The organism is Pantoea sp. X-Soil-OKNW-556, assembly GCF_059730695.1.
Genome location: NZ_AP035990.1, coordinates 4,084,235 through 4,101,260, shown reverse-complemented (window position 1 = coordinate 4,101,260; position 17,026 = coordinate 4,084,235). Strand labels below are relative to the sequence as shown.

General features: G+C 56.0%; 18 protein-coding genes. 11 read left to right on the top strand and 7 right to left on the bottom strand.

The genetic code is table 11. The features are described from left to right. Positions 1-4: 4 nt before the first annotated feature. Positions 5-1,225: a bifunctional acetylornithine/succinyldiaminopimelate transaminase gene (argD, locus tag AC6I8T_RS19155; protein WP_021184825.1), complete on the top strand. Its 1,221-nt coding sequence runs from the start codon at positions 5-7 to the stop codon at positions 1,223-1,225. A 1-nt stretch (position 1,226) separates the two neighbouring features. On the opposite strand, the gene AC6I8T_RS19150 is transcribed toward argD, so the two are convergent. Together AC6I8T_RS19150 and crp are read right to left on the bottom strand one after the other, a co-directional pair. Next, on the bottom strand, positions 1,227-3,302 hold the full coding sequence (locus AC6I8T_RS19150) for a YccS/YhfK family putative transporter (RefSeq protein ID WP_021184824.1): 2,076 nt from the start codon (positions 3,300-3,302) through the stop codon (positions 1,227-1,229). Between the two features lie 58 nt (positions 3,303-3,360). Next, positions 3,361-3,993: a cAMP-activated global transcriptional regulator CRP gene (gene crp / locus AC6I8T_RS19145; RefSeq protein ID WP_013510795.1), complete on the bottom strand. Its 633-nt coding sequence runs from the start codon at positions 3,991-3,993 to the stop codon at positions 3,361-3,363. Positions 3,994-4,295: 302 nt separating this feature from the next. Here crp and AC6I8T_RS19140 point away from each other — a divergent pair, with 302 nt between their 5' ends. Next, complete coding sequence (locus AC6I8T_RS19140; protein WP_021184823.1) at positions 4,296-4,700, top strand: OsmC family protein; 405 nt, start codon at positions 4,296-4,298, stop codon at positions 4,698-4,700. Positions 4,701-4,747: 47 nt separating this feature from the next. On the opposite strand, the gene AC6I8T_RS19135 is transcribed toward AC6I8T_RS19140, so the two are convergent. The 3 genes from AC6I8T_RS19135 to AC6I8T_RS19125 form a co-directional block, all read right to left on the bottom strand. Next, positions 4,748-5,617, bottom strand: coding sequence for a phosphoribulokinase (locus AC6I8T_RS19135; RefSeq protein WP_021184822.1), 870 nt, complete (start codon positions 5,615-5,617; stop codon positions 4,748-4,750). A gap of 61 nt (positions 5,618-5,678) precedes the next feature. Next, entirely contained in the window at positions 5,679-5,897 is a 219-nt protein-coding gene (locus tag AC6I8T_RS19130; RefSeq protein WP_036626752.1) for a YheU family protein, read from the bottom strand. Positions 5,898-5,899: 2 nt separating this feature from the next. Next, positions 5,900-6,916, bottom strand: coding sequence for a hydrolase (locus AC6I8T_RS19125; RefSeq protein WP_208724296.1), 1,017 nt, complete (start codon positions 6,914-6,916; stop codon positions 5,900-5,902). A gap of 61 nt (positions 6,917-6,977) precedes the next feature. On the opposite strand from AC6I8T_RS19125, the gene AC6I8T_RS19120 reads away from it, so the two are divergent. From AC6I8T_RS19120 to tauD, 5 genes are all read left to right on the top strand, one after another. Further along, entirely contained in the window at positions 6,978-7,580 is a 603-nt protein-coding gene (locus AC6I8T_RS19120; protein ID WP_021184819.1) for a LysE family translocator, read from the top strand. Positions 7,581-7,748: 168 nt separating this feature from the next. After that, positions 7,749-8,729: a taurine ABC transporter substrate-binding protein gene (tauA, locus tag AC6I8T_RS19115; RefSeq protein WP_437180265.1), complete on the top strand. Its 981-nt coding sequence runs from the start codon at positions 7,749-7,751 to the stop codon at positions 8,727-8,729. An 11-nt stretch (positions 8,730-8,740) separates the two neighbouring features. Continuing rightward, on the top strand, positions 8,741-9,508 hold the full coding sequence (gene tauB / locus AC6I8T_RS19110) for a taurine ABC transporter ATP-binding subunit (protein ID WP_208724295.1): 768 nt from the start codon (positions 8,741-8,743) through the stop codon (positions 9,506-9,508). Further along, positions 9,505-10,338 carry a taurine ABC transporter permease TauC gene (tauC, locus tag AC6I8T_RS19105; RefSeq protein WP_021184816.1) on the top strand — a complete coding sequence of 278 codons (834 nt, stop codon included), beginning with the start codon at positions 9,505-9,507 and terminating at the stop codon, positions 10,336-10,338. Before tauB ends, tauC begins: the two co-directional genes overlap by 4 nt. Continuing rightward, on the top strand, positions 10,335-11,174 hold the full coding sequence (gene tauD, locus AC6I8T_RS19100; RefSeq protein WP_497834239.1) for a taurine dioxygenase: 840 nt from the start codon (positions 10,335-10,337) through the stop codon (positions 11,172-11,174). Before tauC ends, tauD begins: the two co-directional genes overlap by 4 nt. Positions 11,175-11,220: 46 nt before the next feature. Here tauD and AC6I8T_RS19095 read toward each other — a convergent pair whose 3' ends face one another. Further along, positions 11,221-13,128: an ABC transporter ATP-binding protein gene (locus AC6I8T_RS19095; protein ID WP_208724292.1), complete on the bottom strand. Its 1,908-nt coding sequence runs from the start codon at positions 13,126-13,128 to the stop codon at positions 11,221-11,223. Between the two features lie 116 nt (positions 13,129-13,244). Between AC6I8T_RS19095 and kefG the strand changes: the two genes are divergently transcribed. From kefG to slyD, 4 genes are all read left to right on the top strand, one after another. Further along, a complete protein-coding gene (kefG, locus tag AC6I8T_RS19090) occupies positions 13,245-13,796 on the top strand; it encodes a glutathione-regulated potassium-efflux system ancillary protein KefG (RefSeq protein ID WP_208724291.1) in 552 nt (183 codons plus the stop codon). Next, complete coding sequence (kefB, locus tag AC6I8T_RS19085) at positions 13,796-15,601, top strand: glutathione-regulated potassium-efflux system protein KefB (RefSeq protein WP_021184812.1); 1,806 nt, start codon at positions 13,796-13,798, stop codon at positions 15,599-15,601. Before kefG ends, kefB begins: the two co-directional genes overlap by 1 nt. A gap of 34 nt (positions 15,602-15,635) precedes the next feature. After that, positions 15,636-15,836 (top strand): YheV family putative zinc ribbon protein, encoded by a 201-nt coding sequence (locus tag AC6I8T_RS19080; RefSeq protein ID WP_152521888.1) that lies wholly within the window; start codon positions 15,636-15,638, stop codon positions 15,834-15,836. A gap of 196 nt (positions 15,837-16,032) precedes the next feature. Then, entirely contained in the window at positions 16,033-16,590 is a 558-nt protein-coding gene (gene slyD, locus AC6I8T_RS19075; RefSeq protein ID WP_021184811.1) for a peptidylprolyl isomerase, read from the top strand. Between the two features lie 34 nt (positions 16,591-16,624). Here the strand turns inward: slyD and AC6I8T_RS19070 are convergent, their stop codons facing one another. Next, on the bottom strand, positions 16,625-16,843 hold the full coding sequence (locus AC6I8T_RS19070; protein ID WP_013510780.1) for a protein SlyX: 219 nt from the start codon (positions 16,841-16,843) through the stop codon (positions 16,625-16,627). Positions 16,844-17,026: the final 183 nt, after the last annotated feature.

The window sequence follows — 17,026 nt, the reverse complement described above, 5'->3', positions numbered from 1 at the left end:
GGCAATGGCAGCAGAAAAGCTAGCGGTAACCCGGGAAACGTTCGATAACGTTATTTTGCCTGTTTATGCACCAGCGCAGTTTGTGCCGGTAAAAGGCAAGGGCAGCCGAGTCTGGGATCAACAGGGCAAAGAATATATCGATTTCTCTGGCGGCATCGCGGTGACTGCGCTGGGCCACTGCCATCCGGCGCTGGTGGAAACACTGAAAACCCAGGGGGAAACCCTGTGGCACACCAGCAATGTGTTCACCAATGAACCGGCGTTGCGTCTGGCGAGTAAACTGATTGCCGCGACCTTTGCTGATCGCGTGTTCTTTGGTAACTCCGGTGCCGAAGCTAACGAAGCCGCGTTTAAGCTGGCGCGCTACTACGCCTGCAAAAAACACAGTCCGTTCAAAAGCAAAATCATCGCCTTCCATAACGCTTTCCACGGGCGCACGCTGTTTACCGTATCAGTGGGTGGTCAGCCGAAATACTCCGACGGCTTTGGCCCGAAACCGGCTGATATCGTGCATGTTCCCTTCAACGATCTGGCGGCGGTAAAAGCGGTGATCGACGATCACACCTGCGCCATCGTGGTCGAACCGATTCAGGGCGAAGGCGGTGTGATGCCTGCCACTCCTGAGTTTATGCAGGGCCTGCGTGCCTTGTGTGATGAGCACAACGCGCTGCTGGTGTTGGACGAAGTGCAGAGCGGCATGGGCCGTAGCGGCAAGCTGTTCGCTTACGAACACTACGGCATCACCCCGGATATCATCACCACCGCGAAAGCGCTGGGCGGCGGCTTCCCGGTAAGCGCGATGCTGACCACCAATGAAATCGCCTCGGTGATGGCTCCCGGCGTGCATGGCACCACTTACGGCGGCAACCCGCTGGCCTGTGCGATTGCCGAAACGGCGCTCGACATCATCAACACCCCTGACGTGCTGGACGGTGTTGAATCACGCCGTCAGCAGTTTGTGGAAGCCTTGAAAGCGTTGGATAGCAAATTTGACCTGTTCACGGATATTCGTGGCAAAGGTCTGTTGATCGGTGCGGCATTGAAGCCGCAGCATGCCAGCAAGGCGCGTGACATTCTGCATGCCGCTGCCGCCGAAGGTCTGATGATCCTGACTGCTGGCAATGATGTGATCCGTTTTGTACCGTCACTGGTGATTGAACCGACCGATATCGAAGAGGGTATGGCGCGGTTCGCAGTGGCTATCGAGAAGGTGCTGGCGGCGTAACTCAGTTTTTCACCCGTAGTCCGGTCAGCCAGCGGCCATGATGTGGTCGCTGGCTCCATGCCAGAGAAGAGATGGTGTGCATCACGTTCAGGTGTTGCAGAATGCGCTTCACATGCTGCTCGACAATCGTTACCGCCCCCTCATTGATGTTTTCCGGTGCTTCCAGAATATTGCTGTCGTTACCGGGGCCATCATGCTCCAGCCGCTGCTGACAGCGTTGCAGCGCGATCTCACAGGATTGCAGATACCTTTCCGCCAACTTAGGCGTCAGCATGGTATGTTCGCGTGCCAGGATAGTCATGGCGTTGATGTGTTCGACAATAAACTGACTGTGCGTCACCCAGAGCCGCATATCTTTCAGGTACTGCGAATTGAAGCCCGGCTCGGTCATCGCCTGATTCAGCGAGTTAAACATGGCGTTATGCGCCTGGTTGACCTTGATGCGCTGATACGCCAGTTTCTCCGGTGACTGCTCCGGTCCGAGCAATAATTGCATCGCTTCCTGGTCGGCTTCCAGCGCATCGTGCGCATTCTTACGCAGTAAGCCGCTCTGCCACTGCGGCCACAGCCAAATCATGCCGCCAAAGGCAATCAGACATCCCATTAGCGTATCCATCATGCGTGGCAGCAGGAACTGCGCGCCATTCAGTGACAGCAACTGGAGCGAATACACCGCCGTCACCGTAAAGCCAATCATTGACCAGCCGTAATATTTACGTGTCACCAGATAGCTGGCGAGGGTGATCGCCAGCATAAACAACAGGGTGATGGATTCCGGTACGTCAAAGCGTAACGAGGCGGCAGCAATCAACAGCCCGGCAAAGGTGCCGAGCGCTCGGTGTTGAATTCTTACCCGCGTGGCGCTGTAGCCATTCTGGCTGACGAACATGGTGGTCATCAGAATCCAGTAAGGTTTGGGGATGTTGAAGAACAGCGCCAGCGCGCTACCAAACATCAGCATCACGGCAAAACGTGCAGCGGTGCGTAAGGCGGGGGATTTCAGCGACAGATAGCTGCGCAGCGCCGGAAAAAACGGCAGACGCCGTTGGCGATCGGCCATCAGATCACGGGTATACAGCGGTTTCTGGGTGCGCAGCACGCGCGCAATGCGGCTGAAGTGATACAGGCAGAAATTCCCCACCGGATTGTCCGGGTGCTGGCGGGCAATTTTTTCCAGCGCACCCAGCTGCTTATCCATTTGAAACCGTTCCGGCAGTTGGTGATACAAAATGGCATCGGCCAGCAAGCGCAGACGGGCGGAGATGGTCTTGGCATTCCAGCGAATCACCGCTTCAGCATGGCTCTGCTCCACCAGCTTTTGCACTTCTTCCGGCTGATGCAGGCTGACGGAGATATGTTCCTGCAAATCGAGTGCCACCTGAAAGGCACGCGTCAGGCGTTTATGGCTGTTATCGCGGCTGGCCGACAGCATATGCATTTGCTGGTAGCAGGTGGTGATCAGATCTACCGCTTTTTGCTGGCGTGCCAGCAACGGCGGCAGCGCTTTCTCCGGGTCGGTCAGCTGCGTCAACAGGGTATATTTGGCATCGCAATAATCCGCCAGCTCACGGTACAGCAGGCTCAGCGACTCGCGCATCGGCTGCTCTTTCCACAGCCAAAACCAGAACCAGTTGAACAACCCATACCACAAGGTCCCGCCGATATAGAGCAGCGGAGGCACCCAGATCGGCATACGTCCCACCAGGCTCAGGGTAAAGATGGAGGCAATCAGCGTGGCGGGTAACAAGCGGCCATGCAACGGGCTGATCTCACCCGTCACGCCCACTAATAGTGGCAGCACCAGCAGAATCAGCGGCAGGGGGACGTGATAATCCGTCAGCCACTGGATCAGAAAGCTGCCGGTCGCAAACAGGGAACCGCCAATAATCAGGCGTTTAAAAAAGCGTTTATGGGGCGTATCAAGACCGGCGATGTTGCAACAGGCGGGCACTAAGGAGAACAGCAAGCCTTTTTGCAGGTCGCCAAACAGCCAGCCGAGGGCCACGGGCAGGCACAGCACCAGCGTTTGCCGCAGGGCATAGTTCACTTCGGGATGATAGATGATTCGACGCCACATCAGCTCATCGCAGACAAAAACGGCGTGATGCTGCCATCACGCCGTGGGTGAGAAGAAATTAGCGGGTGCCGTAAACGACGATGGTTTTACCATGTGCGGAGATCAGGTTTTGATCTTCCAGCATTTTCAGAATACGGCCAACTGTCTCGCGTGAGCATCCGACGATCTGACCAATTTCCTGACGGGTGATTTTGATCTGCATCCCGTCCGGGTGGGTCATGGCATCGGGCTGTTTGGCCAGATTGAGCAGCGTCTGCGCAATGCGACCGGTCACATCAAGGAAGGCAAGGTTGCCCACTTTTTCTGATGTCACCTGTAGGCGACGCGCCATCTGCGCCGAAAGACGCATTAAAATATCCGGGTTTACCTGAATCAGCTGACGGAATTTTTTGTAGGAAATTTCAGCCACTTCGCAGGCAGTTTTGGCTCGTACCCAGGCACTACGTTCCTGACCTTCTTCAAACAGGCCAAGCTCGCCGATGAAATCCCCCTGATTGAGGTAGGAGAGAATCATCTCTTTGCCTTCTTCATCCTTGATCAGCACCGCAACGGCACCTTTCACGATGTAGTAGAGCGTTTCCGCTTTCTCACCCTGATGAATCAGGGTGCTTTTGGATGGATATTTGTGAATATGGCAATGGGACAGGAACCATTCGAGTGTAGGGTCTGTTTGCGGTTTGCCGAGAACCATTCGCTATTATCCTCTGTTGTAATCGTGCCCAAAACACAGGGGGCAGTTTTCCCTGTCAGGCGGTGAAATCGTAGAGCGCTTCCTGTTAAGGAAAATTATTCGGGTGGACTCTTAAGCCAGGCTTCTGATTCTTCCCGCCTTCGTCTATTGCGACGAAAATATTTTCAGCTCTGTTTGTAGCACAGCTTTTGCTAGCTGTCTTCTGTTGTCTCGCTTCAGCAAAAGGGCGATTAGTCTGGATTGCTGTTTCTCAGGTGAAAGCGTACTCTGGCGGCAAATCAGCCTATTCAGGAGAAAGAATAATGCAGGCACGGGTTAAATGGGTGGAAGGGCTTACCTTTCTCGGAGAATCCTCATCAGGTCACCAGATATTAATGGATGGCAATTCGGGCGACAAAGCACCGAGCCCGATGGAGATGGTGCTGATGGCGGCAGGCGGTTGCAGCGCGATTGACGTCGTGTCGATCCTGCAAAAAGGGCGCAATGATGTGAAGGATTGTGAGGTCAAACTGACCTCGGAACGTCGTGAAGAAGCGCCACGCATTTTCACACATATCAACCTGCATTTTATTGTTACCGGCAAAGCGCTGGGCGATAAAGCAGTGGCGCGGGCGGTTGATCTGTCGGCTGAAAAATATTGCTCGGTAGCGATTATGCTGGGCAAAGGGGTAGAAATCACCCACAGCTACGAGGTTATTGAACTCTAGCCCGGTCGTAACGGCGCGATAAATCGCGCCGTTACGGTTATGTTTGATTATTCGATGCGTTTGCCTTCAATCAGTCGCTGCACCAGCGGCGTCATAATCAGCTCCATCGCCAGACCCATTTTGCCGCCGGGCACCACCAGGGTGTTCATATGCGAGATAAAGGAATCCTGAATCATCGCCAGCAGATAGGGGAAGGCAATACCTTCCAGACCACGGAAATGGATCACCACAAAGCTTTCATCAAGTGATGGAATTTCACGCGCAGCAAACGGGTTAGACGTATCGACGGTGGGTACGCGCTGGAAGTTGATATGGGTGCGTGAGAACTGCGGGGTGATGAAGTTGATGTAATCTTCCATCGAACGCACCACCGAATCCATCACCGCTTCGCGTGAATGGCCGCGCTCGCTGGTGTCGCGAATCAGCTTTTGAATCCACTCAAGGTTGACGATCGGTACCACACCTACCAATAAGTCGACGTGTTCAGCCACGTTGTGCTGCTGCGTCACCACCCCGCCGTGCAAGCCTTCATAAAACAACACATCGGTGTTTTCCGGCAGCGGCTGCCATGGGGTGAAGGTACCCGGCACCTGATTCCACGGCACGGCCTCGTCATAGGTATGCAGATATTTGCGCGACTGACCAAGACCGGTTTTACCGTATTGCTTAAAGGTTTGCTCCAGCAGGCCAAAATCGTTGGCCTCCGGGCCGAAATAGCTGATATGACGGCCAAGGTCGCGCGCTTTGCGGATCGCCATGTCCATCTCAGGGCGCGTGTAGCGATGAAAACTGTCACCTTCGACCTCTGCCGCATGCAGGTTCAACTGCTGGAATATTTTGCGGAAGGCAAGGCTGGTGGTGGTGGTTCCGGCGCCGCTGGAACCGGTAACGGCAATGATCGGATGCCTGGCTGACATAACAAAGCTCCCTGTGAAGTCCGGCGATGAGCATTGTTAGCACGAAAAGCCGGGATGTGCATTAGCCGCGAAATTCACCGCGTGCCATGATATTGACGGTTTCGTGCAGTTCTGACCACACCAGTACTGCGTCACCGCGTTCCAGCTGGCGACGCACATCAGCGACTTTTTGCGCCAGACTGCGCTCCTGTTCACCGTAGTCGGTGCCTTCGCGTAATACAAAGGCTTCGATCAGGTTTTCCAGCGTTTCAGCTTCAAGTTGTTGCCACGGAATAATCACGATCATACATCCAGGTAAGTTGATAACCACTGCGGCACGCGTTGTTCCAGCCACATTTGCGGTCGTAGCAGCGTACCGCCAACAAAGCCGACATGGCCGCCTTGCTGCGTCAGCTGATATTGAATCGAGGACGACAGTTGCTCCGGCTTCGGTATTACTGCGTCGGTCATAAAGGGATCGTCCTTAGCATGGATGATCAGCAGCGGTTTGCGTACCCCGGTCAGCAGCGGCATCGCGCTGGCACGATGATAATAATCGCCTGCGTCGACAAAACCGTGTGCTCTGGAGGTGACGGCATCGTCAAAGTCGCGCAGGCGGCGCAGGGCGCGCAGTTCGCGTAAATCGACCGGCAGGGTGCCAGGCCAGGCTTTCAACTTACGTTTAGCGTTCTTTTTCAGCTGCGTCAGCAGGTAGTGCTGATAAAAACGTGAGAAACCGTTCTCCAGCTTCTGGCTACAGGGTTCCAGCAGCAGGGGCGCAGAGATGGCGACTGCGGCATCCAGCGGCGCATCATGTCCCTCCAACCCGGTCAGACATGCCAGCATATTACCGCCCAGCGACACGCCGACGGCGGTGGTGGGGACATCGCCCCATTCCCGCTTTAACCAGCGCAGAAAGTAGCTGGCATCTTCGGTTTCGCCGGAATGGTAAATCCGGTGCAGGCGGTTCGGTTCACCGCTACACCCGCGAAAATGCATCACCACTGCCAGCCAACCGCGTGCCTGACATGCCTGCATCAACCCATGCGCATAGGGGCTGTGAAAGCTGCCCTCTAAACCATGAAACAGCACCATGCGTGGTTTGTGCGCGGCCTGAATAGGGTCTTCACTCCACGCAAGATCGACAAAATCGCCGTCCGGTAAATCGAGGCGTTGCCAGTGTGGGCGCAGAGTCACGCGCCGCCTGAGCAGACGCGGCAGCAGAGTTTGCAGATGCGGATTGCGAAAACCGCTGAGAGGAATGAAGTCCTCTTCGGGCGGGGAGTCAAAATTACTGTGGTAAACGCTTGTCTGATGCATATCTCGCTGATAGTTTCGATGGGTTTTTTGGCTTTCCTGGGTGAGGAGCACCCGAATCAACATGGAACTGAGTCTGTTTTTGTCAATGCTGGGCTTTCTCTGGGTCGCTGCGATCACGCCAGGGCCTAATAATATGTTACTTACCGCCTCCGCTGCCAACTTTGGCTTTCTGCGTTCTTTCCCGTTGTTAATCGGCATCATGATCGGTATGCAGGCGATGCTGCTGATGGTGGCCTTTGGCGTGGGTGGCCTTATCCTACTCTATCCTGCCTTACATCTGGTTCTGAAAATCGCCGGTAGCCTTTATCTGCTGTGGCTGGCATGGAAAATCGCCACGGCGGAGTATGAGCAACTGGATACGGATTCGGCCCCGCCGGTTCCAACGCCGTTCTGGCAGGGCGGGTTACTGCAACTGATTAATCCAAAGGCGTGGCTGATGGCGTTGGGGGCCGTAGCCAGCTTTAGCCTGGCGGGGGCCGCTTACCTGCACTCGGTGGTAGCAATTAGCGTCGGTATGGCGTTGGTGAATGTGGTTTCCGGGGTGATCTGGATGGGCTTCGGCTCACTGATTGGTCGTTTGCTGCGAAGCCCGCGTGCGTGGAAAATCTTTAACCTGGCGATGGGAATCCTGACCGCCGCCTGTGTGCTGTTGATTTGGCACTAAGTCAATCCGAGGCGCGTCTGACGCGCCTTTTTTGTATTTGCGTATTCTGCATAGTCTTGCCCGATGATTGCCTAAGAACCGATTTTCATTAGGGATAATTTTTAATTCCTTTATGAAACCATTACTGCTGGCGACACTGCACCCAACATAAAAATATTGGGGTGTACGATGATGGCAGTGAAGAAAACCATAACCACATTGGCAGCAGCGCTGGCGTTGCTGACCTTCCAGGTCGAGGCGGTTAACGTCACGGTGGCGTACCAGACTTCGGCGGAACCGGCCAAAGTGGCGCAGGCCGACAACACCTTCGCCAAACAGAGCGGCGCGACCGTTGACTGGCGTAAGTTTGATAGCGGAGCCAGCGTGTTGCGTGCGCTGGCGTCTGGCGATGTCCAGATTGGCAACATCGGCTCCAGCCCGCTGGCGGTAGCGGCCACTCAGCAACTGCCGATCGAGGCCTTCCTGTTGGCTTCGCAGCTCGGAAATTCCGAAGCGTTGGTGGTGAAGAAATCCATCAACAATCCCAAAGATCTCATCGGTAAACGGATTGCAGTCCCCTTTATCTCCACCACCCATTACAGCCTGCTGGCGGCGCTGAAACATTGGGGTATCAAACCCACGTACGTCCAACTGGTGAACCTGCAACCCCCCGCGATCATTGCCGCCTGGCAGCGTGGCGATATTGATGGTGCCTACGTCTGGGCACCGGCAGTTAACGAACTGGAGAAGGATGGCAAGGTGCTGACCGATTCCTCGCAGGTGGGCAAATGGGGCGCGCCGACGCTGGATGTCTGGGTGGTGCGTAAAGACTTTGCCCAGCAGCATCCAGAAATTGTCACCGCCTTTGCCCGCAGCGCCCTGGACGCGCAGAGAGCCTACATCGACAACCCACAACAGTGGCTGAAGCAGCCGGATAACCTCAGCAAGCTGTCACGTCTGAGCGGCGTGCCGGAAGCGCAGGTGCCGGGACTGGTGGAAGGCAACACCTATCTGACCGCGCAGCAGCAACTGGAGCAGCTCGGCAATCCGGTGAACAAGGCGATTGTCGATACCGCGCACTTCCTGAAAGAGCAGGGCAAGGTGCCGGACGCCGCCAGTGATTACAGCAGCTTCGTGACTACCCGCTTCGTTGCCCCCTTAGTGAAATAACCGGAGGTCCTATGCTCAGCATCACCCATCTTAATGCGCGTTACGCCGGACAACCTGCGTTGCAGGATATCAATCTGCAACTGGATCAGCGTGAACTGCTGGTGGTGCTGGGACCGTCAGGCTGTGGCAAAACCACGCTGCTGAATTTAATCGCCGGATTCCTGCCGCTGGAGTCAGGCAGCATCACGCTGGATGGCAAATCGGTTAACGGGCCGGGCGCTGAACGTGGCGTGGTGTTTCAGAACGAAGGGCTGCTGCCGTGGCGCAATGTGATCGACAACGTGGCCTTTGGTCTGCAACTGGCGGGGATGGCAAAAGCGGAGCGTTATAGCATCGCGCGTCGTCTGATTCGCAAAGTCGGGCTGGAGGGAGCGGAAAAGCGTTTTATCTGGCAGCTCTCTGGGGGGCAACGTCAGCGCGTGGGGATTGCGCGTGCGCTGGCGGCTGACCCTCAGCTGCTGCTGTTAGATGAACCCTTCGGCGCGCTTGATGCCTTTACCCGTGAACAGATGCAAACCCTGTTACTGACGCTGTGGCGCGATACCGGCAAGCAGATCCTGCTGATTACGCATGACATTGAGGAAGCGGTGTTCCTCGCCAGTGAGCTGGTGCTGCTGTCGCCAGGGCCAGGACGCGTGGTGGAGCGGCTGAAGCTCGATTTTGGTCAACGCTTCGCTGACGGGGAACCCTGCCGCAGCATCAAATCCGATCCGGCGTTTATTGCACGCCGCGAATACGTGCTGAATCAGGTGTTTGCCCAGCGGGAGGCGTTTGCATGAGCGCATTAATTGATGACAAAGCACGGGCGGCGCGCCGTCGCCGTGGCCTGCGTTGGCCGTTTTCCCGTCAATTGTCGCTCAGTTTGCTGAGCGTCGCGGTGCTGTTGCTGGTGTGGTGGGGCGTTACGGCATTGGGATTGATTGCGCCGCTGTTTCTGCCTGCGCCGCAGCAGGTGCTGAAAAAGCTGCTGTTGATTGCCAGCCCGCAGGGTTTTATGGATGCCACGCTCTGGCAGCATCTCGGTGCCAGCCTGACGCGTATGCTGGTGGCGCTGTTTTTTGCGGCGCTGATCGGCATTCCGGTTGGGATTGCGATGGGGCTGAGTCCGGCGATTCGTGGGCTGCTCGATCCGTTGATTGAACTCTACCGCCCGGTGCCGCCGCTGGCTTATCTGCCGTTGATGGTGATCTGGTTCGGCATTGGCGAAACCTCAAAAATCTTACTGATTTACCTGGCGATTTTCGCGCCTGTCACCTTGTCCACGTTGGCCGGGGTGAAAAATGCGCAGCAGGTCCGTATCCGTGCCGCACAGGCGCTGGGTGCCACGCGCTGGCAACTGTTGCGCTGGGTGATTCTGCCGGGGGCGTTGCCGGAAATCCTGACCGGGCTGCGTATCGGCCTCGGAGTGGGTTGGTCAACACTGGTCGCCGCCGAGTTAATTGCCGCCACGCGCGGCCTCGGTTTTATGGTGCAGTCAGCCGGGGAGTTTCTGGCGACGGATGTGGTGCTGGCGGGCATCCTGGTGATTGCGTTGATCGCGTTTAGTTTAGAACTGGGCCTGCGCGCTTTGCAGCGCCGCCTGACGCCGTGGAATGGAGAGCAGCAATGAACGAACGTGTGACTTTTAGCGCACTGGGGCCGAATATCGGTGCGCAAGTGAGCGATGTGGATCTCAGTCGCCCGCTGAGCGATGCGCAATTTGAACAGCTTTATCATGGCCTGTTGCGGCATCAGGTGTTGTTCCTGCGTAATCAGGTGATTACCCCGGAGCAGCAGCGTGCGCTGGCGATACGCTTCGGTGATTTACATATTCATCCCGTCTATCCCCATGCGCCGGGCGTGGAGGAAATCATCGTGCTGGATACCCATCAGGATAATCCGCCGGATAACGACAACTGGCACACTGATGTCACCTTTATCGAAACGCCCCCGGCGATTGCCATTCTGGCTTCTAAGCTGTTGCCGGAAAGGGGCGGTGATACGTTGTGGGCCAGCGGCATTGCGGCGTATGAGGCGTTATCGGAACCCTTTAAGACGTTGTTGGCCGGGTTGCGGGCCGAGCACGATTTTAAAAAGTCTTTTCAGGAGTTCAAATATCGCAAAACTGCCGAGGAACATCAGCGCTGGCAGCAGGCGGTGGCGAAACATCCGCCGGTGACGCATCCGGTGATCCGTACTCACCCGGTTAGCGGGCGTAAGGCGTTATTCGTCAATGAAGGATTTACCACGCGGCTGATTGGGTTGAGTGAGAAGGAGAGCGATGCCCTGCTGGGCTTCCTGTTCGCCCATATTACGAAGCCGGAGTTTCAGGTGCGCTGGCGTTGGCAGGAGAATGATGTGGCGATTTGGGATAACCGTGTGACGCAGCATTACGCTAATGCGGATTATTATCCGGCGCGGCGGGTGATGCAGCGCGCGACGGTTTTAGGCGATGTTCCGGTGTAACACGTCCGTATCGGCGCGATAAATCGCGCCGATACGGAATGGGCTGTTATGGTGCGGCCAGCATTTGCTCCAGCTGCTCTTGCGCATCCAGCCACGCCATTTCCACCTCTTCCAACGCCGATTTACTCTCTGCCTGGCGCTGAAGCGCAGCGGTCAGATCCGCTTTGCGGCTCTGATCATAAATTGCGCTGTCTGACAGCAGCAGCTCAGCTTCACTCAACTGGCTCTGCCACTTGGCCATCTGCTTTTCGAGTTTCTCAATCTCTTTACGCAGCGGCTGAGTCTGGGCGCGCAGTTCGGCGTCACGGCGCTTCTGATCTTTACGAGCCTGGGCGCTGTTGCCGCTATCCTGCCTGGGAGCGGCATCCTGTTGCGCCTGCTGTTTTTGCAGGTCGCTCAGCCACTGCTGGTAATCTTCCAGGTCACCTTCGAAGATATCCACTTTACGATCGTGTACCAGATAGAGGTCGTCAGTGGTGGCGCGCAGCAGATGGCGGTCATGCGACACCACCACCAGGGCGCCTTCAAAATCAATCAGCGCTTCGGTCAGAGCCTGACGCATATCGAGATCGAGGTGGTTGGTCGGTTCGTCGAGCAACAACAGGTTGGGACGCTGCCAGACGATCAACGCCAGTACCAGACGGGCTTTCTCACCACCGGAGAAGCGTTCGGTCACTTCACTGACTTTATCACCCTGGAAGCCAAAACCACCCAGATAATCACGTAGTTGCTGCTCCAGCGTTTTCGGCGCGATACGTGCCAGATGCTGCAATGGTGACTCATCGGCACGTAAAAATTCCAACTGGTGCTGCGCGAAGTAACCCAGTTTGATGCCTTTCGCCAGACCAATTTCGCCATCGATGGGGGATAGCTCACCGGCCAGCAGTTTGATCAGCGTCGATTTACCCGCGCCATTCCGCCCCAGCAGGCCAATACGCGAACCCGGCACCAGGTTAAGTTTGATGGCGTCAAGAATGATGCGATCGCCGTAGCCCGCAGTCACTTTTTCCATTTTTAACAATGGATTCGGCAGGCTTTCCGGTGGACGGAAGCTAAAGCTGAACGGGTTATCAACGTGTGCCGGGGCAATCAGTTCCATGCGCTCCAGCATTTTGATACGACTCTGCGCCTGTTTGGCTTTAGTGGCCTGCGCGCGGAAACGATCGATATAACTTTGCAGGTGCGCCACTTTTTCCTGCTGGCTTTGATACAACGCTTGCTGCTGTGCCAGTTTGGCGACGCGCTGACGTTCAAACGAGCTGTAGTTACCGGTGTACTCAAACATCGTTTGCTGTTCGATGTGGATGATCTTATCCACCACCGGATCGAGGAAGTCGCGGTCGTGCGAGATCAGGATCAGGGTGCCTTCGTAGCTTTTCAGCCAGCGTTCCAGCCAGATCACCGCATCGAGATCGAGGTGGTTGGTCGGTTCATCAAGCAGCAGCAAATCGGAACGGCACACCAGCGCTTGCGCAAGGTTGAGGCGCATACGCCAACCACCGGAGAAGTCACTCACCGGGCGTTGAAGCTGTTCCTGGTTGAAACCCAGACCGTGCAACAGGCTTGATGCGCGGGCATGGATACTCCATGCCTGTACGGCATCCAGCTTGCCATGCAGCAGCGCGATGGCATTGCCGTCATTGCGTGCGTTGGCATCGGCTAATTCGGACTCCAGCTGACGATATTCGCGGTCGCCATCGATAACATATTCCAGCGCGGCTTTGCTCAGCGCCGGGGTTTCCTGATTGACCCACGCCAGCGCCCAGTTGCCCGGGAAGGTGGCGCTACCGGCATCGCTGCTCATTTCACCTTTGAGCAGCGACAACAGCGTGGATTTGCCGCAGCCGTTTTTACCCACCAGGCCCACTTTCTGGCCAGGGTTAATGGTCGCAGTTGCGTTATCCAGCAGCACATTGGTGCCGCGACGAATTTGTAACGAGGAGAAGACAATCATAAGCGCCGTATCGTCAGAATATGTTAATTTACTGGCAACATAATTAGATGAACTGTTAGTTGCGTCGAGCATGGTAGCGGAATTCCTGCGCTATGACGACGCTTTGGAGGGGAACGATGTCGCAGCCACCCAAAATCCTGCTGCTTTACGCCCATCCGGAATCACAGGATTCGATTGCTAATCGGGTTTTGCTGCAGTCGGCTATGGAACTGGACCACGTCACGGTGCACGATTTATACGCCCACTATCCGGATTTTTTTATCGATATTCACTATGAGCAGCAACTGCTGCGTGAACATCAAATCGTGGTTTTCCAGCATCCGCTTTATACCTACAGCTGCCCGGCGCTGCTGAAGGAGTGGCTGGATCGCGTGTTGTCGCGTGGCTTTGCCAGCGGCGTGGACGGCAATGCGCTGGAGGGGAAATACTGGCGTAGCGTGGTCACCACCGGTGAGCCGGAAACCGCCTATTCGCAACAGGGACTGAACCGCTACCCGATGAGTGACATCATGCGGCCGTTTGAGCTGACGGCACAGATGTGCCGTATGCACTGGATGACACCGATGGTGATCTACTGGGCGCGGCGTCAGACACCGGCAGTGCTGCGTAATTTTGCGCAGGCTTACAGCGACTGGCTTTCTGCGCCGTTGCCGCAGGGAGGTGTCTGATGGAAGGTCAAACGTTGCTGACTGCGGGTGTCATCTATCTGGTGGCGGCGGTGCTGATTGTGCCGATCGCCGCGCGGCTGGGTATTGGCGCGGTGCTGGGTTATCTGCTGGCGGGTATTGCCATCGGCCCCTGGGGGCTGGGTTTCATCAGCGATGTGGATGAGATTCTGCACTTCTCCGAACTTGGCGTGGTGTTCCTGATGTTTATCATCGGCCTTGAGCTGAACCCGGCAAAACTCTGGGCGCTGCGGCGTTCGATTTTTGGTGTGGGTGCGGCCCAGGTGCTGATTTCTGCGGCGATTCTCGGTGTTCTGCTGTGGCTGACCGATTTCTCCTGGCAGGCGGCGGTGATTGGCGGTATCGGTCTGGCGATGTCATCCACCGCGATGGCGTTGCAGTTGATGCGCGATAAAGGGATGAACCGGAGTGAAGCCGGGCAGCTCGGTTTCTCGGTGCTGTTGTTCCAGGACCTGGCGGTGATCCCGGCGTTGGCGCTGGTGCCCCTGCTGGCGGGTGGCGACAGCGGCCATGTGGACTGGCTGAAGGTTGGCATGAAGGTGCTGGCCTTTGCCGGGATGCTGATTGGTGGCCGTTTCCTGTTGCGTCCTATTTTCCGCTTTATCGCTGCCTCCGGTGTGCGTGAAGTCTTCACGGCAGCTTCGTTGTTGCTGGTGCTCGGCTCCGCACTGTTTATGGATGCCCTGGGCCTGTCGATGGCGCTCGGGACCTTTATCGCCGGTATCTTGTTGGCAGAAAGTGAGTATCGCCATGAACTGGAAGTGGCGATCGAACCGTTTAAGGGGCTGCTGCTGGGGTTGTTCTTTATTTCCGTCGGCATGGCGCTCAACCTCGGCGTGCTCTACACCCACATCCTGGAAATTCTGCTGGGCGTGGTGATCCTGGTGATGGTGAAAACGCTGGTGCTGTATGTGCTGGCGCGGGTATATGGCCTGCGCAGTTCGGAGCGTCAGCAGTTTGCCGGGGTGCTGAGTCAGGGCGGGGAATTTGCCTTTGTGCTGTTTTCGGCGGCCGCGTCGGCGAAGCTGTTTAGTGGCGATCAACTGCCGTTGTTGCTGGTGACGGTGACGCTGTCGATGATGACCACGCCGCTGCTGATGCAGGGGATTGATCGTCTGCTGGCGCATCGCTTTAATGAGGCGGAAGACGATAGCGAGAAGCCCTTTGTTGAAGATGATCAGCCGCAGGTGATCGTGGTCGGTTTTGGTCGTTTCGGACAAGTGGTGGGGCGTTTGCTGATGGCAAACAACAAACGCATCACGGTGCTGGAACGCGATATCTCGGCCGTCAGCCTGATGCGTAAATATGGCTACAAGGTTTATTATGGCGATGCAACCGAGCTGGAGCTGCTGCGAGCGGCGGGTGCGGCAACGGCGCAATCGATCGTTATCACCTGTAATGAGCCGGAAGATGCCATGACTATTGTGCATCTCTGCCAGCAGCATTTCCCACAACTGAAGATTTTGGCGCGGGCGCGTGGTCGTGTGGAAGCACACGAGCTATTGCAGGCGGGCGTGACCCTGTTCTCGCGTGAAACCTTCTCCAGTGCGCTGGAATTGGGACGCAAGGCGCTGATCTCGCTGGGTATGCATCCGCATCAGGCGCAGCGCGCGCAACATCATTTCCGTCGTCTGGATATGCGTATGCTGCGTGAGTTGATGCCTAACCAGCAAACCGATAGCGCGACCGTTTCACGCGTGCGTGAGGCGCGGCGCGAGCTGGAAGATATCTTCCAGCGCGAAATGCAGCATGAGAAGCGTCAGTTTGATGGCTGGGATGATGAGTAACTACACTTACCTTATCCGTGTGTAACGGGCAGGAATCAGTATGCGTAAACGTTTTATTGCCGGTGCGGTGTGCCCGCACTGTCAGCAGAAGGACACGCTGGCGATGTGGCGTGAAAACAATGTGGACGTGGTGGAATGCGTGAAGTGCGGGCATCAGATGCGCGAAGCCGATAAGCAGGTGCGCGATCAGGTACGCAGTCAGGAGCAGGTGATCGGCATTTTTCATCCCGAGTAGCGTGATGGCGCAGCTTTTTTTAAGCTTAAACTTACAGCGGGATTGAATTCCGCTACAATCGGCGCCATTAACGCTGAGCAGTATGCGGCATTGCGTTGTCAGCATCCTCAGTCTTGAACCTTTCTGGTTGGTGTTTTTGCTCGCAAAAATGGACCAATGAGACGGGATTCGCAGTTCTCAACGGTTAGGAGATATCATGAAAGTAGCAAAAGACCTGGTGGTGAGCCTGGCGTATCAGGTTCGTACCGAAGACGGTGTGTTGGTTGACGAGTCACCGGTGAGTGCACCGTTGGACTATCTGCACGGTCATGGTTCCCTGATTTCTGGTCTGGAAAAAGCGTTGGAAAATCACGCGGTAGGTGACAAGTTTGACGTGCATATCCCGGCAAACGACGCTTACGGTCAGTACGATGACAATCTGGTGCAGCGTGTACCGAAAGATGTCTTCATGGGCGTGGACGAATTGCAGGTTGGCATGCGCTTCCTGGCAGAAACCGACCAGGGTCCGGTACCGGTTGAAATCACTGAAGTTGAAGACGAGCATGTTGTGGTTGATGGTAACCATATGCTGGCGGGTCAGAACCTGAACTTCAACGTTGAAGTGGTCGCGATTCGTGAAGCGACGCCGGAAGAACTGGCGCACGGTCATGTTCACGGTGAACACGGTCATCACCACGATCATGATCACGACCACGGTCATGATCACGGCCAGGGCGGCTGCGGCGGCCACGGCGGTTGCGGTTGCAACCACTAAGTATTTCAGGGCCACCTTCGCGGTGGCCTTTTCTTTAGTAGTGCGGTGGTGGGGTTTCTTCAGATTGCGATGCAATCATGGATGGCGCGGCTGCCTTCACTTTATCGACCAACAGACGCACCTGCTCGCGCAGTTTGCTCATCTCCAGTTCATGTTGAACCACCGTCTGATTGAGCTGATCAATGGTGTGTTCCTGAAAAGCCAGTTTGCTTTCCAGCGCCTCAAGGCGTTGCTCCCATTCTGCTTGTTCCATCACCACTCCTCATATTACGGTGCTTGCGTATTGCGGGCGAGATTCTACGTGTTTTACCCCGGAATCGTCTGGTTTTTTGCGTAAATCCACAGGGGTGCTTGAATCTGGACATTATGCCACCATCTCTGATGAAACTTCCTGATGCAAAAAAGGTCAGAGGTTGACCGGATAATTACGTTGTGG